The sequence below is a fragment of the Rhizobium sp. AC27/96 genome (genome assembly GCF_001692325.1).
Classification (GTDB): Bacteria; Pseudomonadota; Alphaproteobacteria; order Rhizobiales; family Rhizobiaceae; genus Rhizobium.
On record NZ_LXKN01000066.1, the window covers coordinates 129,591 to 144,180 of the forward strand.

16 protein-coding genes are annotated in these 14,590 nt (G+C 59.4%); 11 read left to right on the top strand and 5 right to left on the bottom strand.

The annotated features are described in order from the left end of the window. Positions 1 to 29: 29 nt before the first annotated feature. Entirely contained in the window at positions 30 to 1,253 is a 1,224-nt protein-coding gene (locus tag A6U86_RS29885; RefSeq protein WP_068399246.1) for an NAD(P)/FAD-dependent oxidoreductase, read from the bottom strand. Next, positions 1,250 to 2,053 (bottom strand): WecB/TagA/CpsF family glycosyltransferase, encoded by an 804-nt coding sequence (locus A6U86_RS29890; protein WP_068399652.1) that lies wholly within the window; start codon positions 2,051 to 2,053, stop codon positions 1,250 to 1,252. The genes A6U86_RS29885 and A6U86_RS29890 overlap by 4 nt, the downstream gene beginning before the upstream one ends. Before the next feature lie 733 nt (positions 2,054 to 2,786). Here A6U86_RS29890 and A6U86_RS29895 point away from each other — a divergent pair. The 8 genes from A6U86_RS29895 (at position 2,787) to A6U86_RS29930 (ending at position 10,576) form a co-directional block, all read left to right on the top strand. Further along, a complete protein-coding gene (locus A6U86_RS29895) occupies positions 2,787 to 3,833 on the top strand; it encodes a LacI family DNA-binding transcriptional regulator (protein ID WP_068399248.1) in 1,047 nt (348 codons plus the stop codon). An 83-nt stretch (positions 3,834 to 3,916) separates the two neighbouring features. Continuing rightward, positions 3,917 to 5,524 carry an ABC transporter substrate-binding protein gene (locus tag A6U86_RS29900; RefSeq protein WP_083197030.1) on the top strand — a complete coding sequence of 536 codons (1,608 nt, stop codon included), beginning with the start codon at positions 3,917 to 3,919 and terminating at the stop codon, positions 5,522 to 5,524. An 11-nt stretch (positions 5,525 to 5,535) separates the two neighbouring features. Then, positions 5,536 to 6,504, top strand: coding sequence for an ABC transporter ATP-binding protein (locus tag A6U86_RS29905; protein ID WP_068399250.1), 969 nt, complete (start codon positions 5,536 to 5,538; stop codon positions 6,502 to 6,504). Further along, complete coding sequence (locus A6U86_RS29910; RefSeq protein ID WP_068399253.1) at positions 6,494 to 7,363, top strand: ATP-binding cassette domain-containing protein; 870 nt, start codon at positions 6,494 to 6,496, stop codon at positions 7,361 to 7,363. Before A6U86_RS29905 ends, A6U86_RS29910 begins: the two co-directional genes overlap by 11 nt. An 11-nt stretch (positions 7,364 to 7,374) precedes the next feature. Next, on the top strand, positions 7,375 to 8,301 hold the full coding sequence (locus A6U86_RS29915; protein WP_068399256.1) for an ABC transporter permease: 927 nt from the start codon (positions 7,375 to 7,377) through the stop codon (positions 8,299 to 8,301). A 24-nt stretch (positions 8,302 to 8,325) separates the two neighbouring features. Beyond that, complete coding sequence (locus tag A6U86_RS29920) at positions 8,326 to 9,213, top strand: ABC transporter permease (protein WP_068399258.1); 888 nt, start codon at positions 8,326 to 8,328, stop codon at positions 9,211 to 9,213. A 36-nt stretch (positions 9,214 to 9,249) separates the two neighbouring features. Beyond that, the gene (locus A6U86_RS29925) at positions 9,250 to 10,065 is read left to right on the top strand and encodes a glycerophosphodiester phosphodiesterase family protein (protein WP_068399260.1); all 816 of its coding nucleotides are present in this window, start codon (positions 9,250 to 9,252) and stop codon (positions 10,063 to 10,065) included. 142 nt (positions 10,066 to 10,207) lie between these two features. Next, a complete protein-coding gene (locus A6U86_RS29930) occupies positions 10,208 to 10,576 on the top strand; it encodes an NIPSNAP family protein (protein WP_068399265.1) in 369 nt (122 codons plus the stop codon). Between the two features lie 70 nt (positions 10,577 to 10,646). Here the strand turns inward: A6U86_RS29930 and A6U86_RS29935 are convergent, their stop codons facing one another. After that, positions 10,647 to 11,222 (bottom strand): TetR/AcrR family transcriptional regulator, encoded by a 576-nt coding sequence (locus A6U86_RS29935; protein ID WP_068399267.1) that lies wholly within the window; start codon positions 11,220 to 11,222, stop codon positions 10,647 to 10,649. 190 nt (positions 11,223 to 11,412) lie between these two features. Between A6U86_RS29935 and A6U86_RS29940 the strand changes: the two genes are divergently transcribed. Beyond that, a complete protein-coding gene (locus A6U86_RS29940) occupies positions 11,413 to 11,688 on the top strand; it encodes a type II toxin-antitoxin system ParD family antitoxin (RefSeq protein WP_068399270.1) in 276 nt (91 codons plus the stop codon). Continuing rightward, positions 11,675 to 12,019, top strand: coding sequence for a type II toxin-antitoxin system RelE/ParE family toxin (locus A6U86_RS29945; protein WP_068399272.1), 345 nt, complete (start codon positions 11,675 to 11,677; stop codon positions 12,017 to 12,019). The genes A6U86_RS29940 and A6U86_RS29945 overlap by 14 nt, the downstream gene beginning before the upstream one ends. Positions 12,020 to 12,063: 44 nt before the next feature. On the opposite strand, the gene A6U86_RS29950 is transcribed toward A6U86_RS29945, so the two are convergent. Next, positions 12,064 to 12,705: a transglutaminase-like cysteine peptidase gene (locus A6U86_RS29950; RefSeq protein WP_068399275.1), complete on the bottom strand. Its 642-nt coding sequence runs from the start codon at positions 12,703 to 12,705 to the stop codon at positions 12,064 to 12,066. A gap of 167 nt (positions 12,706 to 12,872) precedes the next feature. Beyond that, positions 12,873 to 13,583, bottom strand: coding sequence for an SDR family oxidoreductase (locus A6U86_RS29955; protein ID WP_068399278.1), 711 nt, complete (start codon positions 13,581 to 13,583; stop codon positions 12,873 to 12,875). An 86-nt stretch (positions 13,584 to 13,669) separates the two neighbouring features. Between A6U86_RS29955 and A6U86_RS29960 the strand changes: the two genes are divergently transcribed. Further along, a complete protein-coding gene (locus A6U86_RS29960) occupies positions 13,670 to 14,587 on the top strand; it encodes a LysR family transcriptional regulator (protein ID WP_068399281.1) in 918 nt (305 codons plus the stop codon). Positions 14,588 to 14,590: the final 3 nt, after the last annotated feature.

A 14,590-nucleotide genomic window follows, 5' to 3' on the forward strand; every position in this document is an offset into this window, starting at 1 on the left:
CAGCGAAACTAATCCAGGCAATCTTGCCTCTACAGCGCAGGCGATCGCGTGGTGAGTTTGGGGTGGCTACCCGCAAGGTGGTGCAGCCTTGCCGCAAGGGCAGGGCTCAGACTTTCGATTGCATGCACCAAGCGGCGTCGAGCGAAATGGAATTGCCGGCGCATTTGCCAGCTAAAATCGGTGTTGGTCGCAAGATTGCGACGATGGTCGGCCAGTTCCAGCGCAAGAGTATCAATTCCGAGTTTTTTAGGATCATCGTAGTAGGCCGTGATCTTTGCGCGATCGATAGAGGCTTCGCTCATCCATTGTGGAATGTAGACCGTGCACAGACGTTCCACATCCGTCAGCAGCCGATTGACGCCGGCTCCGCTCGCCGGGCAGGAGGTCTGATAGGCATCTCCAATCAGGACGACGCCATCCTGCCGGCAGTTCTCCGCGATGGTCATGTCGGTAAGCCAGCTGTCGATGCGGCCGACAATCTCGAAATCACCGAAGGTCTCGACAAGAGAGGGGAAGGCGGCGGCAAGGGCGTCCTTCGGATGTTCCTGCAACGACTTCACCCACGGGTCTCGCGGACTACGGAAGGCGAAGAGATTTGCCCTGGTCGTGCCTGGAACGGGAAAGAGATTGAGATGATCGATGCCATCCGAAGCGGCGTGATAGGTCAGAGCGGCGTGACGAAAGCTTTTTGCGCCGACAGGGCGAAGATTGAAGCCGAACGCAAGCGACCTCTTTTCATTGGTAGATCGGTGCGAGATGCCGAGGTCTCGGTGGAGGATGTCACCCATCCCGGAGGCAAGCACGAGAAGCCGCGCCGTAATCTCGTCCTGGCCGAGGATCGCGATGCGTTGGCTGCTTGCGCAGGTCTGTACGCGACTGGCCTGCCCGACGACGAAGTTCACCGTTTCTGGCAAGGTGGCCCGCATCGCCGAGACGAGCTTGTTGTAGAAAAATCCATAATGCCAGCCATAGGTTCGATCCAGCATGCGGCCGTTGTGCATGTTGACCACTTCATCAAAGGCCGTGGCTGAAGCGGAGAGGGGGCCGAGGAGGCAAAGCCGGTGGAGCTGTTCGATCTGGTCCCCGCTTATCCTCTCAACGCGGAATTCTTGAGGAACGATGCGATGGCGATCGATCAGCGTCACGCGATAGCCGGCCCGGCCCAGTATGCAGGCGGCGATGGTTCCGGATAGTCCTCCACCGACGATGGCTATGTCTGTGTCCGTTTCGACAGGGGATCGTTTGGTCCTCATTTCGAATACCTCAGGATCGCGTAGATGGCATAGGGATTGGTTGTGAGGTACCGCCAGAAAAGCCTGCGCGGCTCCATCATTGTGCGCCAGAGCCATTCGAAGCCGGCCTTCTGAACCCAGAGCGGCGCTCGCCTGGTCTTCTTGGCGAGATGGTCGAAAAGCCCGCCCGATGTCTTTATGATGCCGACATTTGCGAGCCGTGCGGCAAAGTCGTGCACGAAGATCTGTTCGCGCGGAACGCCGAGGCCAAGCCACAATATGTCCGGCGCAAGCGCATTGATCTCATCCAGCTTCTTTTCCAGGGCCTCTCCCGAGAGATAGCCATGGCAGTGGCCGACGATGCGCAGGTTTGGATAGTTCGCCTGCGTCACCGCCACGGCCTTTTGGTTTTCCGTCTCGGTCGATCCTAGGAGGTAAAAGGAAATACCTTCCTTCTCGGCAAGCTCGGCCACGTCTTCATAGAGATCCGTTGTCGCCACGCGCTCGGGGAGCCTCACCCTGCATAGCCATCGTGAGGCCATGACAAGTGGCTGGCCGTCGGCCAGAATCTGATCGGCTTCGCGAAAGAGCTTGGCAATCCTGGCGTCGGCATGAACGCGCGCGACAACCTCGCCATTGGCCGAGGTGAAGTAGTAGGGACGGCTATCGCGGCGACGCTTTCGCGCAACCTCGATCATCAGAGACGCCGCACTGCGCCGGTCGACCACGGTGATGGGCAGGCCCCCTATCAGCACGCTTGGAAGAGGAGCAGATTCCGGCGGGAGAGCTGAGCCATGTTCCGATGCATCAATGAATTGCATTTGGCCTTCCGCATGGGAGGCCTCCCCGGCTAGCATGGAGCTGTTTGCGGATGCTTCGCGACCGGCAAGGTAGGGTACCCCGCCGCCATCGGTGATTGCGGAGGCAGTCATTGGATTTTTTTGAAAGCCTGTATCAATATCGTGCACAATCATTACCCCTTGCTTGAGTAATGGTTAGCTAATATGAGCGTAGAAGTTAAGTCGTTTATTAGTATTTAGTTAATGTATAAAGTTCTAACAAAATGATATGCCGATATGATGACTTTGGCTCGCGTCGTATCGGGATGTACGTGTCGAATAAAAAGCAATAAAAACATTGGCTTAAATGTTTTACGGTTTTAAGCTTTAGACCAGTAAAAATGCCGAGCCGGCTTATTGTCGATTGGTCGCAGAATTCGTGTCGACCATGCCGTCTATCGAGCATACTGCGCAGACCGTACTAAATTTAAACAGTATGAGATATTGTCGTGCGCATGAGTGGCGGCAGGATGAGAAACCATTATCCGCCATTCCACTGAGCGCTCGTTCGATACAACCAGAATGGCGGCCGTGCGATGGTCGACGGCTGCGGGCGGTCAATGCCTCGTCATGGTTGATTAAGCAGTTCGTTCAGTTCCTGCGATGCCGCTGCGGCGGATTTGCGCCTTGACGCAGGCGGATCAACTGCCGCATTTGTCGTTGCGCCCAGCTTTCGGCATTGTCGTGCCGCGGCGGAACGGTCCCGGCAGAAGATATGAAGACACCGAAAAGAATCGGCATTCTAGAGGTCGCGCGGCTGGCTGGCGTGTCAGCCACAACGGTCTCGCGTGTCCTCAATGGTCAGGTCGATAGTCGTATCAGCGTTGAAACACAGGAGCGCGTCAGGGCAACGGCGAATAGCGTCGGCTATGTCGTCAACCGGTTGGCGACTTCGCTCAGAACGCATCGGACCGGCGTGTTCGGGGCGATCGTCAACAGTCTTTCGGGTCATTATCAACCGCATCTGACCAGCCGGCTACAGGCGGCGGCACAGCGTCGAGGTGTGGAGCTGCTGGTCGCGCAGGCAAAGGCCGAGGCAGGCGAGGTCGCGGGCCAGCTGCGGCTGTTCCAGGAAGACTTTTTCGACGGCGTGATCATGGTCAGTGATCTCCCCGGTCAACAGGCCCTCTGCGATCATCTCGATCGTATGGGTAAGGCGCATGTGACGCTTGGCGCGGGGTTGACGGGGCCGCTGCCGGCAGTGCTCACTGATGATCGATATGGGATGAACTTGCTGTTCGATCACCTGACTGGACTTGGGCATCGCCGCATCTCCTTCGTCTATCGCATCAGCCGCAATGCGCTGCGCGATCGCCTGGCGATCTTTGAAGAGACGATTGCCGCCAGTCAGGGTTCTATTGCCGGCGATGTCATATCTTTCGAGAGGGGTGAGAGCGATCGCAAGGCGTTCCTCGGCATCCTGGCTGCGCCCGAACGGCCGACGGCTCTCATCTGTGGCAGCGATGGGCTTGCCATCGAGGTCGTGGCGTTCCTGCGTGACAGTGGGGTCAGGATTCCTGACGATATCTCTGTCGTCGGTTACGACAATGTGCCCGACACCGCCTATTGGGCGCCGCCCTTGACGACGGTGGCACAGCCCACGGATCAGCTCTGCGAGGCATCGCTTGATCTTCTGGTTGAGTTGTCGAATCTGCCATTGGAAGCGCGCGTTGCAAAGCGTCCGATACGCTTCGTACCACCTGAACTTGTCACACGTGCGTCATCCAGCTCCCCTAGTTTGCGGCCATTCTCCCTTGCGTAGTTGAAACGACAGTTTTGAGCGCATGTGGCCGTTTTTCATTTGCGCAAACGTTTGTGCAATTCATTTATTTGGAGACTGTGCCGATGTCCGATCCCTTGCTCAGCGGCCTGAATATGGCCGTTACCCGCCGCACCACGCTGCTCTTGGGAGCGGCGGCCGGGCTCTCCACTTTCGTGCCGGCGCTCTCTGCCTGGGCCGATAATGGTGAGGACAACAGGCCTGAGCTTCGTATTGCCGTTCAGCAGAATCCGATATCGCAAGAGCCGGTCGATGCAGCCAGCAATGTCGCCTTCCGCAACAATTATTCGATCCACGAGACGGTTCTCGCGCTCGACATGCGCGGCGATTTCTCGGTGAAGCCCAACCTCGGCGCGTCCTGGACGTGGGTCTCGCCGACGGTTCTGGAAATGAAGCTGCGTCCGGGCGTGATCTTCCATGATGGTCGCGAAATGACAGCCGAGGATGTCGCCTTCTCGTTCGGCCCCGAGCGGCTTCTGAACAAGGATGCGCCGGGCTACCCCACCTATCGCACCAACTTCACCAGCCTCGATCATGTCGAAGTTGTGGATCCGCTGACCGTTCGCTTCGTCACCAAATTCCAGGATCCGATCTTCCTGCAGCGCCTCGCATCCTATGCCGCGGTCGTCATCAGCAAGGACGCCTGGCAAAAGAACGGCGGCAACTGGACGACCTGGCGCCAGAAGCCCGTCGGCGCCGGCCCCTATAAAGTCGAGAGCTATGCGACCAATGAAAATGTGGTTCTGGCCGCTCACGATCAGGCCTATCGCGGCAAGCCGGCTGCCAAGCGCGTGACCCTGCGCATCGTGCCGGAAGTGTCCTCTCGCATCGCCGGTCTGCTGGCCGGCGACTATGATATCGCGACGGACCTGCCGCCGGATCAGCTTGCGGTCGTCACCGCCAGCACGGGTCATGAGATCGTCGGCGGTCCGGTTCCCAACCATCGCATCCTGTTCTTCGACAAGAACAATCCAGCTCTCAAGGACCCGCGCGTTCGCCAGGCGCTCATTCTTGCCATCGACCGCCAGGCGATCGTCGATACCATCTGGAACGGCCGCACCAGGGTGCCGAACGGCCTTCAGTTCGAACTCTATGGTCCCGTCTATCTTAAGGATTATCCGGCCTACAAATATGATCCGGATCAGGCGATGCAGCTCCTGAAGGATGCAGGTTACAACGGCGAAGAAATCGAAATCCGCTCGCAGAACAATTATTACACGGCGGAAAACCCCGTCACGCAGGCGGTCGTCGCCATGTGGCAGGCCGTTGGCGTCAATGCCAAGATGAAGTTCGTCGAAAGCGGTAAGCTGTTCGAAAATTCCTCGACCCGCGCCACCGGCAATTGGTCAAGCACCGGCCAGATCCCGGACCCTTATATTTCCTTCTTCACACAGTTCAGCTCGGCCGGGAACCTGAATTCCTTCAAGATCTGGCAGAATGCGGATTTCGATGCCCTCGGCGCGAAGATGGAGCAGGCCATCGATCCGGCCGATCGCGCCAAGATCTTCCGCGACATGCTCAATCTGATCGAATGGCAGGATCCGGGCGTGACGGTTCTGCACCAGAACGCCGTTTTCTTCGGTATCCGCAAGGGCATCAAGTGGCAGCCGCTGCCAGCATTCCAGATGGATCTCGGCGCCGGTAGCCTTGCCTTCGACGAGCAGAAGAGCTGAGTTTTCCGCCGATGGTGCCTCCCGTCCTTTCCGTCGACGATCTGAGTGTCACGTTTCAAACGAAGTCGGGTCGATCCCATCCGGTCAACAATGTCTCCTTTGACCTTGCCGCAGGTGAAATCCTCGGCATCGTCGGGGAGAGCGGATCAGGCAAGAGCGTCACCTGTCTTGCCCTTGCCGGTCTTTTGGGACCGACGGCTCGGGCGACGGGATATATCTCCTTTCAGGACTCCATGTACGACGCGGGCGAGCTTGGCTCGATGGCGCGTGCAAAGTTGCCGCCCATCGGCCTGATCTTTCAGGAGCCGGTCTCCTGTCTCGATCCGGTGCGGACCATAGGCTCTCAGATCACCGAGGCAGCCGTGAGTGCCGGCATGATGCCGAGCGAAGCCAAGGCCGAGGCGCTGCGGCTTCTGGCCGAAGTGGCCATTACGCAGCCGGAAACGCGTTACAACGCCTATCCCGCGCAATTTTCCGGTGGCATGTGCCAGCGTGTGATGATCGCAATGGCGCTTGCCATGCAGCCTCGGCTGATCATTGCCGATGAGCCGACCACTGCGCTTGACGTCACCGTTCAGGCGCAGGTCGTGGCGCTGCTGGTCAAGGCGGTGCGCGAGCGCGGCATCCCGATGATCTTCATCAGCCACGATCTCGATCTGGTCTCCGAGGTCTGCGACCGTATCGCCGTGATGTATGCAGGCTCGCTGGTCGAGATCAACGGGACGGATGATCTCTACGACAATCCGCGCCACCCCTACACGCGGCTGTTGCTGGAGGCGATGCCTGGGCGCGGCAGGCCGCTCGAAAAGCTCGCCGACATCCCCGGTGAGTTGAAGCTGCACGGCACGGTGCCGCAGGCCTGCGCCTTCGCGCCGCGCTGCCCGCGGGTCGAAACCAATTGTGCGACGACGGTGCCGCCGCTGATTGCCGGCAGGGCGTCGCTTGCCTGTTTCAATCCCTGGAGTTCCCATGACGCTTGAAAAGACGACGCCATCGCGTGGGGAAGGGGCTGAGATCGCGCTCGTCGCCCGCAACCTGCAATTTTCCTATTCGCCGGGCTTCTCCCTATGGCCCGGACGAGTTCAGGGACTTCACGCGATCAAGGATGTAAGTCTGGAATTGAAACCCGGCGAAACGCTTGGTCTGGTCGGGGAATCCGGTTGCGGCAAGTCCACGCTTGCCTCGCTCCTATGCGGCGATCGTGAGCCGACCTCCGGTGAGATCGCGCTGTTTGGGACGTCTTTCAAGAGCCTGATGAAACCCAACCGGCGAGGCCTGGCGAAGCATTTGCAGGTGATCTCGCAGGATACGTTGGGCGCTCTTGATCCCCGCCGCAGCGTCGGCCACCAGATGCTGGAGACACTGGCGATCCATGGCATCGGGCATCCGTCGAGCCGGCTCGACCGCGCCGCCGAGACCTTCAAGGCCGTCAGCCTGCCGGTTTCCGCGCTGGAGAAATTCCCGCATCAGCTTTCCGGTGGGCAGCGGCAGCGCGTCGCCATCGCCCGTGCTTTGGTCGTCGAGCCGAAGATCCTGCTCTGCGATGAGCCGGTCTCGGCACTCGACGTCTCGGTGCAGGCGCAGGTTCTCAATTTGCTGCTTGATCTTCAGCGTGCCCGCGGCCTGTCGCTGCTCTTCATCAGCCACGATGTGCGCGTCGTCCGCCACGTCTCGCATCGCGTCGCAATCATGGAGGCGGGACAGATCGTCGAAACCGGCCAGACCGAAGAAGTCTTTGCAAATCCCGCTCATCCCTACACGGCAAAGCTTCTCTCCGCCGTGCCGCGTGGACGGCGCGGCAAGGTGCGGCAGGCAACAGCCGTTCTCGAAACGCTCTGAAGGAACAGGCCATGCTTCAGTCCATCGCGCGCGCGCTCTTCAGGGCTCTCGTCACGCTCTTCCTAGCGATCACCTTCACCTTCATCATTTTGCGCGTCAGCGGCGATCCCCTGCATTCACTGCTGCCCGTCGAGACGCCGCCGGAAGTCGTGGCGCTGATGCGGCAGCAATGGGGCCTCGATCAGCCGCTCTACATCCAGTATTTTTCCTATCTCGGCCATCTGCTGCGCGGCGATTTCGGTACCTCGCTGCTGAACGGACAGGACGCCCTGACGCTGGTGCTATCCAAGGTGCCGGCGACGCTGGAACTGATGGGCGCGGCTCTGGTGCTGGCATTCGGCGCCGGCGTGCCGCTTGGCATTCTGGCCGCGCGCAATCGTGGCGGTCTGATCGACCGTTTCGTGATGATGCTGGCGGTGCTGATGCATTCCCTCCCGAATTTCCTCATCGCCATTCTGCTCATCCAGCTGTTCGCCGTGTCGCTGCGGCTGCTGCCGAGCGGTGGCGGGTCGAGCGCGGCGCATCTGGTCATGCCGGTTCTGGTGATCGGCCTTTACAATGCCGGCATCATTGCCCGCTTCGTCCGCTCAAGCGTGCTGGAGGTACTTGGGCAACGCTATATTCTCGCTGCCCGCGCCAAGCGGATCGGCGAGAGCGCCGTTCTCTGGCAGCATGTCATGCCGAATGCGGCATTGCCGCTTCTGACCATGCTCGGCTTCCTCGTCGGCGGCATGATCGGCGGCGCGGCCGTAGTCGAGACCGTTTATGCCTGGCCCGGCGTCGGCCGCTTCCTCGTGTCATCGGTGGCGCAGCGCGACCTTAATATCGTGCAGACGATCGTGCTTTTGATCACCGCGACGATGGTGAGCGCCAACCTCATCATCGATTGCCTCTACATTCTCGCCGATCCGCGCCTGCGGCATCGGGCTTCGGCCTGATCGGCCAGTGGAAAGATCATAGTCATGACGAACATAGTGACCGACGCCGACGTGCTCTCGAAGCTCAAGCCTGGGAAAACCCCGCGCCGTCTGCGTCTCGATATCACGACGATGCTCTGCGCGATCGTGCTTGTCAGCTTTATCCTGGTCGCGATCTTTGCCAATGTTCTTGCGCCCTACCGCTTTGCGCAGATCGATCTTCATGCTCGCAAGGTTCCGCCAATCCTGTTTGGCGGCACATTCAAGCACATGCTGGGTACCGACGAACTCGGCCGTGATATTCTGAGCCGCATCTTCTACGGGTTGCGTACCAGCCTGCTGATCGCGCTCGGCGCCTCCGCGATCAGCCTGGCGCTCGGTACGACGCTCGGGCTGCTTGCCGCCTTTCGCCGCGGCTTTGCCGATATGTTGATCCGGGTGGCGGTAGATTTCCAGGCCTCGATGCCATTCCTGATCATCGCGCTCGCCGTTCTTGCCTTCTTCGGCGATAATCTATGGCTCTTCATGGGGCTACTCGGCCTCTACGGCTGGGAGCGCTATGCCCGGCTGGTGCGCACCATGGCCGGCCTCGAACTGGAGCGCGGCTATGTCGCGGCCTTGAAGCGCAATGGCGCCGGCATGCCGCGCATCGCTTTCCTGCATGTCCTGCCGAATATCCTCTCGGTCGTTCTCGTCAATCTCACCGTGATCCTACCGGAGATCCTCTTACAGGAATCGGCGCTGAGCTTTCTTGGCCTCGGCATCCAGCCGCCGCTGGTCAGCCTCGGCAGCATGGTAGGCGCAGGGCGTGATTACATCATGACCGAATGGTGGATCTCGATGCTGCCGGGCATCGTAATCTTCCTGCTGTCGCTGTCGATCAGCCTCATCGGCGATTACCTGCGCGACGCCTTCGATCCAACACTTCACTAGCCCCAAATATCGTTTCGACCCTTAAGGAGAATTCCAGTGCCTTTGCCTCTCAACGCGGCTCGTCATGGCCTGCTGCGCATCGCCGCTCATCGTGGTTTCAGCCGCCGCTTTCCGGAAAACACCATCCTCGCATTCGAGCAGGGCGTCGCGGCCGGTGCGAACGAAAGCGAGATCGATCTGATGCTGACACGTGATGACCAGATCGTTGTCATCCATGACCGCACGCTGGAGCGGACCACCAACGGCTTCGGCTTTGTCGCCGATCATGATCTCGAGCATATTCTGTCCCTCGATGCCGGCGCGAAATTCGACGGGCGCTTTGCCGGTACGCCTGTGCCGACGCTTGCCGATGTCGTCCTTTGGGCCAAGCAGAGCGATACGCGTCTGGCAATCGAGATGAAGGAGCCCGAACGTGGCGACCGCCTGATCGATATCATGATCGGAACGCTGCGGGATCTGGATGCCTTCCAGCATGTCGCCATATCCTCTTTCGACCACATCGATCTTCGGCGCGTGAAGGAAATAGAGCCCCGCCTGCAGACGGAAGCCATCCTGCATCACCGCCCGGTCGATATCGTGGCCTCGATGCGCGCAGGCGGGATCGACGGTGTCTCTCTGGAACTGAACCGCTTTCATCGAGCCGACGCTGAAGCGCTCCTGGAAGCGGGTATTGCCGTGCGTCTCAGCCTGCCATTGCCTGAAAAGCTGGCTCTGTTCTGGCAGAGCGGGCGTGACTATCTTCCGATGATCCGGCAGTGCATTGCCGATGGGCTGATCGACGCCATCATCGGTGACGATGTCGATTTTCTCTTCATTCTATCCAAAGACGACTCCGCACGGGAGAAAGCATGATTGACCGCTGCTGCTCCTTCCTGCGAGCGGCAGCGTGAAGTCTTCATCTGATTTCGAGCGAGCAACTGTAGCGCAACCTTCTCCATGGACTCAGCTCTGCAGCCATGCCAGCAGTACTGCTTTCTGAGTGAGGCAATGCTCGATGTCGAATGCGCCAGTAACATGCGAGGTTCGCTATCGCCTCGATCCTGACAGGATCGAGGACTTCAAAGCCTATGCGAAAATCTGGATCAAACTTATCGAGCGCCACGGTGGGAGGCATCACGGCTACTTCATTCCCCGTGAGAGACCAACCGGCATTGGCATAAGTTTTCCCGGCGTGGGAGAGGATGGGGCTGGCGATATTGCTATAGCCCTCTTCACCTTTCCAGATGATGAGGCATATCTCACCTACCGCGAAAAGGTCGCCAACGATCCTGACGGTATCGAAGCCAACGCACGGTTTGGAAAGCAGCCGCCGTTCCTTGGTTACGAGCGCGTGTTTCTGCAGCCGCTTCCGACAAGGGATTAGGCGTGGAAGCAAGAAAGCGATTGATGATCAGTCGGTTGAGATGGTGGCCCTGCTGGAAACCATCCAGCAATCAACTCGCCTTGTTTGAGCTGCTGCCCGCATGACCAAGAGCGTCCATTGCAGCGGCCACGATGAAGCCGCGCCACTCCCGTTTGAGATCCGCGCGCACTGCGACTGATGCCGTGATCCCGAGACCGGTGAATGCGCTCGTGACGCGGACGATCCGTTCCTGCTCGACGGACTGCATATCGATGCCAAGTGCCGCATACATGATCATCCCGAGCTCTATCATCTCGGGATCGGCATTCTGCCCGTTCTCCGCCAACCGGTACTGAAATGCCGAAATTCCCGGCCAATCATATGCGAAGGTGACGGAAGCTTCCACGACGGCTCGATCGCGCTCGATGCCGGGGGCAAGAGCTTCGACACTGGCGCGTAATGTCTCCATGTGATCGCGGCTTGTTTCCATCGCCGCATCGTAGAGCGCCTGCTTGCTGGGATAGTGGTGCAGCAACCCGGCCTTCGAATAGTTGACGGCATCCGCGATCTGTTGGAGCGAGGTGTTGGCGAAACCGTGCTTCGCGAACAATCCTGCGGCGTGATCGAGGATCTCAGCGTCAATTTCGGCTCTGGTCGGTCTGGGCATGTTCGAGGCCTAGCATGGGCCAACCGAGGCAGTCAATTTTCAATTGAACTGGTCGGCGGCCCCAGGGGTGGGATGATGGCATGCTCGGATTTGCATTCGCCAATCTCTCCGAACCGGTGAGCGGAAAGCAGTTGGTCATCTTGACATTTATGCGACTGAGTAGCACTTTCCATCGAAAGGAGCCTCACCCATGAGTATCAAATCATCGATCTCTTTGACGGACCAGCAGGACGCATTCGCGCGCTCGCTTGTCGAGGCAGGCCGCTACTCAAGTCTGAGCTCGGTTTTGCAGCAGGGCCTGGAGCTTCTTCGTCAAAAGACGGAGGCCGATGCCGCAGAGACCGAAGGACTACGCACCCTGATCCAGCGACGATTGGAAGGTCAGAAGATCTCGTCCGCGGGCATGGAGGATCGTATCGAGGATATGATCGAGCGCAAGCGGCGAGCTCTCCGTGTGGAATCTTGAATACTCGCGGGAAGCGGTTCTCGATTTCGAGCTGATCTTCGATCATCTGTTTGCCGCCTATGGCGAGTTGGGAGACACCTCCGACGAGGCCTGGGCGCGCGCGGCTGACCGGGTTCGCCAGCTCCGCTTGGACATCGATCGATTGGTGGAGACGCCTTATATCGGAACGTTGCGGCCGGATATTCATCCGGGCATTCGTTTTCTACGGCGCGACAAGGCTGTTGTCTGGTTTCTACCGGCGGAAGAGCGGCTGACGATTACCGTTGCCGCGATCTTTTTCGGCGCTCAGGACCACATCAGGCATATGCTTGCCCGCATGCTGGAAGAATAGCCAGCCACCTTGCTCTGACGTCGCCTTCTCGCCGAGATAGCCGCCTAGTTCATCACGCTCGCAACGACCGTCGGCTTCTGGATGATATCCACCCAACGCCCGGTATCGTTGATCGCCTGCCGCTTCAGATAGTGATAGGGCGTCTGCGTCCAGTCTTTCACCTGGTCGGTCAGATTGTCGAGAATGAAATCGCCGCGATCGGTGCGCACCGTGACGACGGCGTGACCTTCTCCATCCGGAAGACGCACGACCGTGATCAGCAGATCGGCAAGCGAAATGCCTTTCTTCATCAGTTCGCGACGCTTCTCCAGAGCATAGTGCTCGCAATTGCCCATGCCGTCGTCAGGATAGTTCCAATATTGCACGACGCCATAGTGATCGAGATCGCTGACCGGCTTAACCCATGTGTTCACCGAGGTATTGACCTCGACAATCTCGTCCCAGAGCTTTTGCGTGATCTGGATGGGGCGCAGATCGCTCGGATGGATCGAGCATTCCTCCGGGCGGCGCTGGCAGAATTCGTAATGTCCGATCGGCTGCGACGTGATCGAGCCTGTCGGCATGATCGGGTCTGACGCCGCGGAGGCGCCTGCGTTGCAGGCAAGCAGCGCGATGGCAAACGTCAAAGCGGAGACAATGCTTTTACCCGCACAGAACAGGCTGGCTGGCCGGACGACGCAAAACATACAAACGCCTTTGCCCAAAGGAACAGTGTTAACGAATCGTTAAGTTTTGCGGCCCGCGAAGTCAATTTGGGTCATCGCCGACCGGCCGCAAATCTTAATAGATGGTTAACGTAGCTCTTTGGGGCAGAACGTCACGCGACAGGACCTTGGCCCTGTCCTTTTTCGGGTCAGCGCATGGTGTATCCGCCGTCGCAAAAGAGTGTGTTGCCGGTCATGTTGGTGTTGTCGAGCAGGAAGAGGGCAGCGTGGGCCTGCTCTTCGACGGTCGCCGGCCTTTGGACAAGGCAGAGCTTGCGCCAATAGTCATAGGCGGGCTCTCGCACATGGTCCGGCCGGTTGCGCCACAATTCGCTATCCGTGGTGCCGGGCGAGAGGCAGTTCACTCGGATCGGATTGAGCTCCAGCGCAAGGCCGCGCGCCAACCCCTCAAGTGCCGCATTGCAGGCGGCATAGGCCGGGGCGCCGACTGGCCGGGCCGAGGCGGCGCCGGACATCAGCACAACAGAGGCGTCGTCGCGCAGATACGGCAACGCCGCGTGGACGGCGCGATATTGCCCCCAGAACTTCGCCTCGAACAAGGCTTCGCTGGTTTCGATGCCTCCGTCCCGAAAGGTGCCGGTCTGATAGGAAGCGGCGGGCGTGAAAAGGCCCGATAGCGCTGGCGCTTCAGCAAAGAAGCGATCGAGCGAGGTCCGGTCCGTTATCTCCACGGTTCGGCCGGATGCCGCCGGGCCGAGCGCGGCCAGAGCTTTGGCGAGATTGTCCGAAGACCGGCCGCCGATCAGCAGCCGATCTCCCCGTTTTGCAAGTGTATGAGCAAGCGCCAGGCCGATGCCTGACGTGCCCCCGATGATGGCGTAGGTGCGAGTATTGGTCATGAAACGAAGTTATCCGCGCCTGAAGCGCTGTTAAAGGGACAAATAATCGTTATATTACCGAAATAAATTCATGAATAGTGACCCCCATGCAGCATCAGCCGGGCGACGATATCGGAGTGTTTCTGGCGGTCTGCGAAGCAGGAAGTTTCGTTGCGGCCTCGACCCGATTACGGCTTTCCGCCTCGGCCGTCGCCAAGGCGATCGGGCGCATCGAGAAACGGCTGAACATCAGGCTGTTCAAGCGCACGACCCGCAGCCTGTCATTGACGGCGGAAGGCATCGCCTACCGTGATGTCTGCGAGACCGCCCGGCGGGATATTCATCGGGTCGAGACGATAATCTCCGGCCTTTCCGACGAGCCTTCAGGCAGCCTCAATGTCAGCCTGCCGCCGCTTTTCGGCTCGCAAATCGTTGCGCCGGCGCTTTACGCCCTTTCGCGGAAATGGCCACGGCTCAACCTCAATATCAGCACCTCAGTCGAGCATCTCAATCTAGCCGATAGCGGCATTGATCTCGCCGTTCGCATCGGTGAACTGCCGGACACTGGCGGGCTGATCGCCCGGCGTTTGGGCGTGCAGCGCCTCGTTCTCTGCGGCTCCCGAGGCTATTTCGACAACCGCAGGCGGCCGGGGACGATCGAGGATCTCGTTGATCATGATCTGATCGGCGCCCCGAAGAACGGCCGTCCGGCACCGTGGCAGTTCCGGCAATCGGATGGTGCGCTGTCGATATGGCACCCGCGCTCGAGACTGCTGCTGGAGGGCAGCCTTCTCACCCTCTCGGCGATCAGATCCGGGCAGGGGCTTGGCCTGGTGCCTCAATGGCTGGTGCGAGACGAGATTTCCGGTGGCCAGCTCGTGTCAGTTCTTGAGGATTGTATCGCCGGCCACCTGCCGGTGCATGCCGTTTGGCCTTCTGCCCCCATCATGTTGCCGCGCCTGCGCATGGCGATAGACGCAATCGTCGAAGCTAGCGCTCTCGAACTGGCCAGTGGGGCAGCCTAACAT

Coding starts and splice junctions, on each gene's coding strand:
- A6U86_RS29885 (WP_068399246.1), bottom strand. CDS start 1,253: ATGAGGACCAAACGATCCCCTGTCGAAACGGACACAGACATAGCCATC.
- A6U86_RS29890 (WP_068399652.1), bottom strand. CDS start 2,053: ATGCAATTCATTGATGCATCGGAACATGGCTCAGCTCTCCCGCCGGAA.
- A6U86_RS29895 (WP_068399248.1), top strand. CDS start 2,787: ATGAAGACACCGAAAAGAATCGGCATTCTAGAGGTCGCGCGGCTGGCT.
- A6U86_RS29900 (WP_083197030.1), top strand. CDS start 3,917: ATGTCCGATCCCTTGCTCAGCGGCCTGAATATGGCCGTTACCCGCCGC.
- A6U86_RS29905 (WP_068399250.1), top strand. CDS start 5,536: ATGGTGCCTCCCGTCCTTTCCGTCGACGATCTGAGTGTCACGTTTCAA.
- A6U86_RS29910 (WP_068399253.1), top strand. CDS start 6,494: ATGACGCTTGAAAAGACGACGCCATCGCGTGGGGAAGGGGCTGAGATC.
- A6U86_RS29915 (WP_068399256.1), top strand. CDS start 7,375: ATGCTTCAGTCCATCGCGCGCGCGCTCTTCAGGGCTCTCGTCACGCTC.
- A6U86_RS29920 (WP_068399258.1), top strand. CDS start 8,326: ATGACGAACATAGTGACCGACGCCGACGTGCTCTCGAAGCTCAAGCCT.
- A6U86_RS29930 (WP_068399265.1), top strand. CDS start 10,208: ATGTCGAATGCGCCAGTAACATGCGAGGTTCGCTATCGCCTCGATCCT.
- A6U86_RS29935 (WP_068399267.1), bottom strand. CDS start 11,222: ATGCCCAGACCGACCAGAGCCGAAATTGACGCTGAGATCCTCGATCAC.
- A6U86_RS29940 (WP_068399270.1), top strand. CDS start 11,413: ATGAGTATCAAATCATCGATCTCTTTGACGGACCAGCAGGACGCATTC.
- A6U86_RS29950 (WP_068399275.1), bottom strand. CDS start 12,705: ATGTTTTGCGTCGTCCGGCCAGCCAGCCTGTTCTGTGCGGGTAAAAGC.
- A6U86_RS29955 (WP_068399278.1), bottom strand. CDS start 13,583: ATGACCAATACTCGCACCTACGCCATCATCGGGGGCACGTCAGGCATC.
- A6U86_RS29960 (WP_068399281.1), top strand. CDS start 13,670: ATGCAGCATCAGCCGGGCGACGATATCGGAGTGTTTCTGGCGGTCTGC.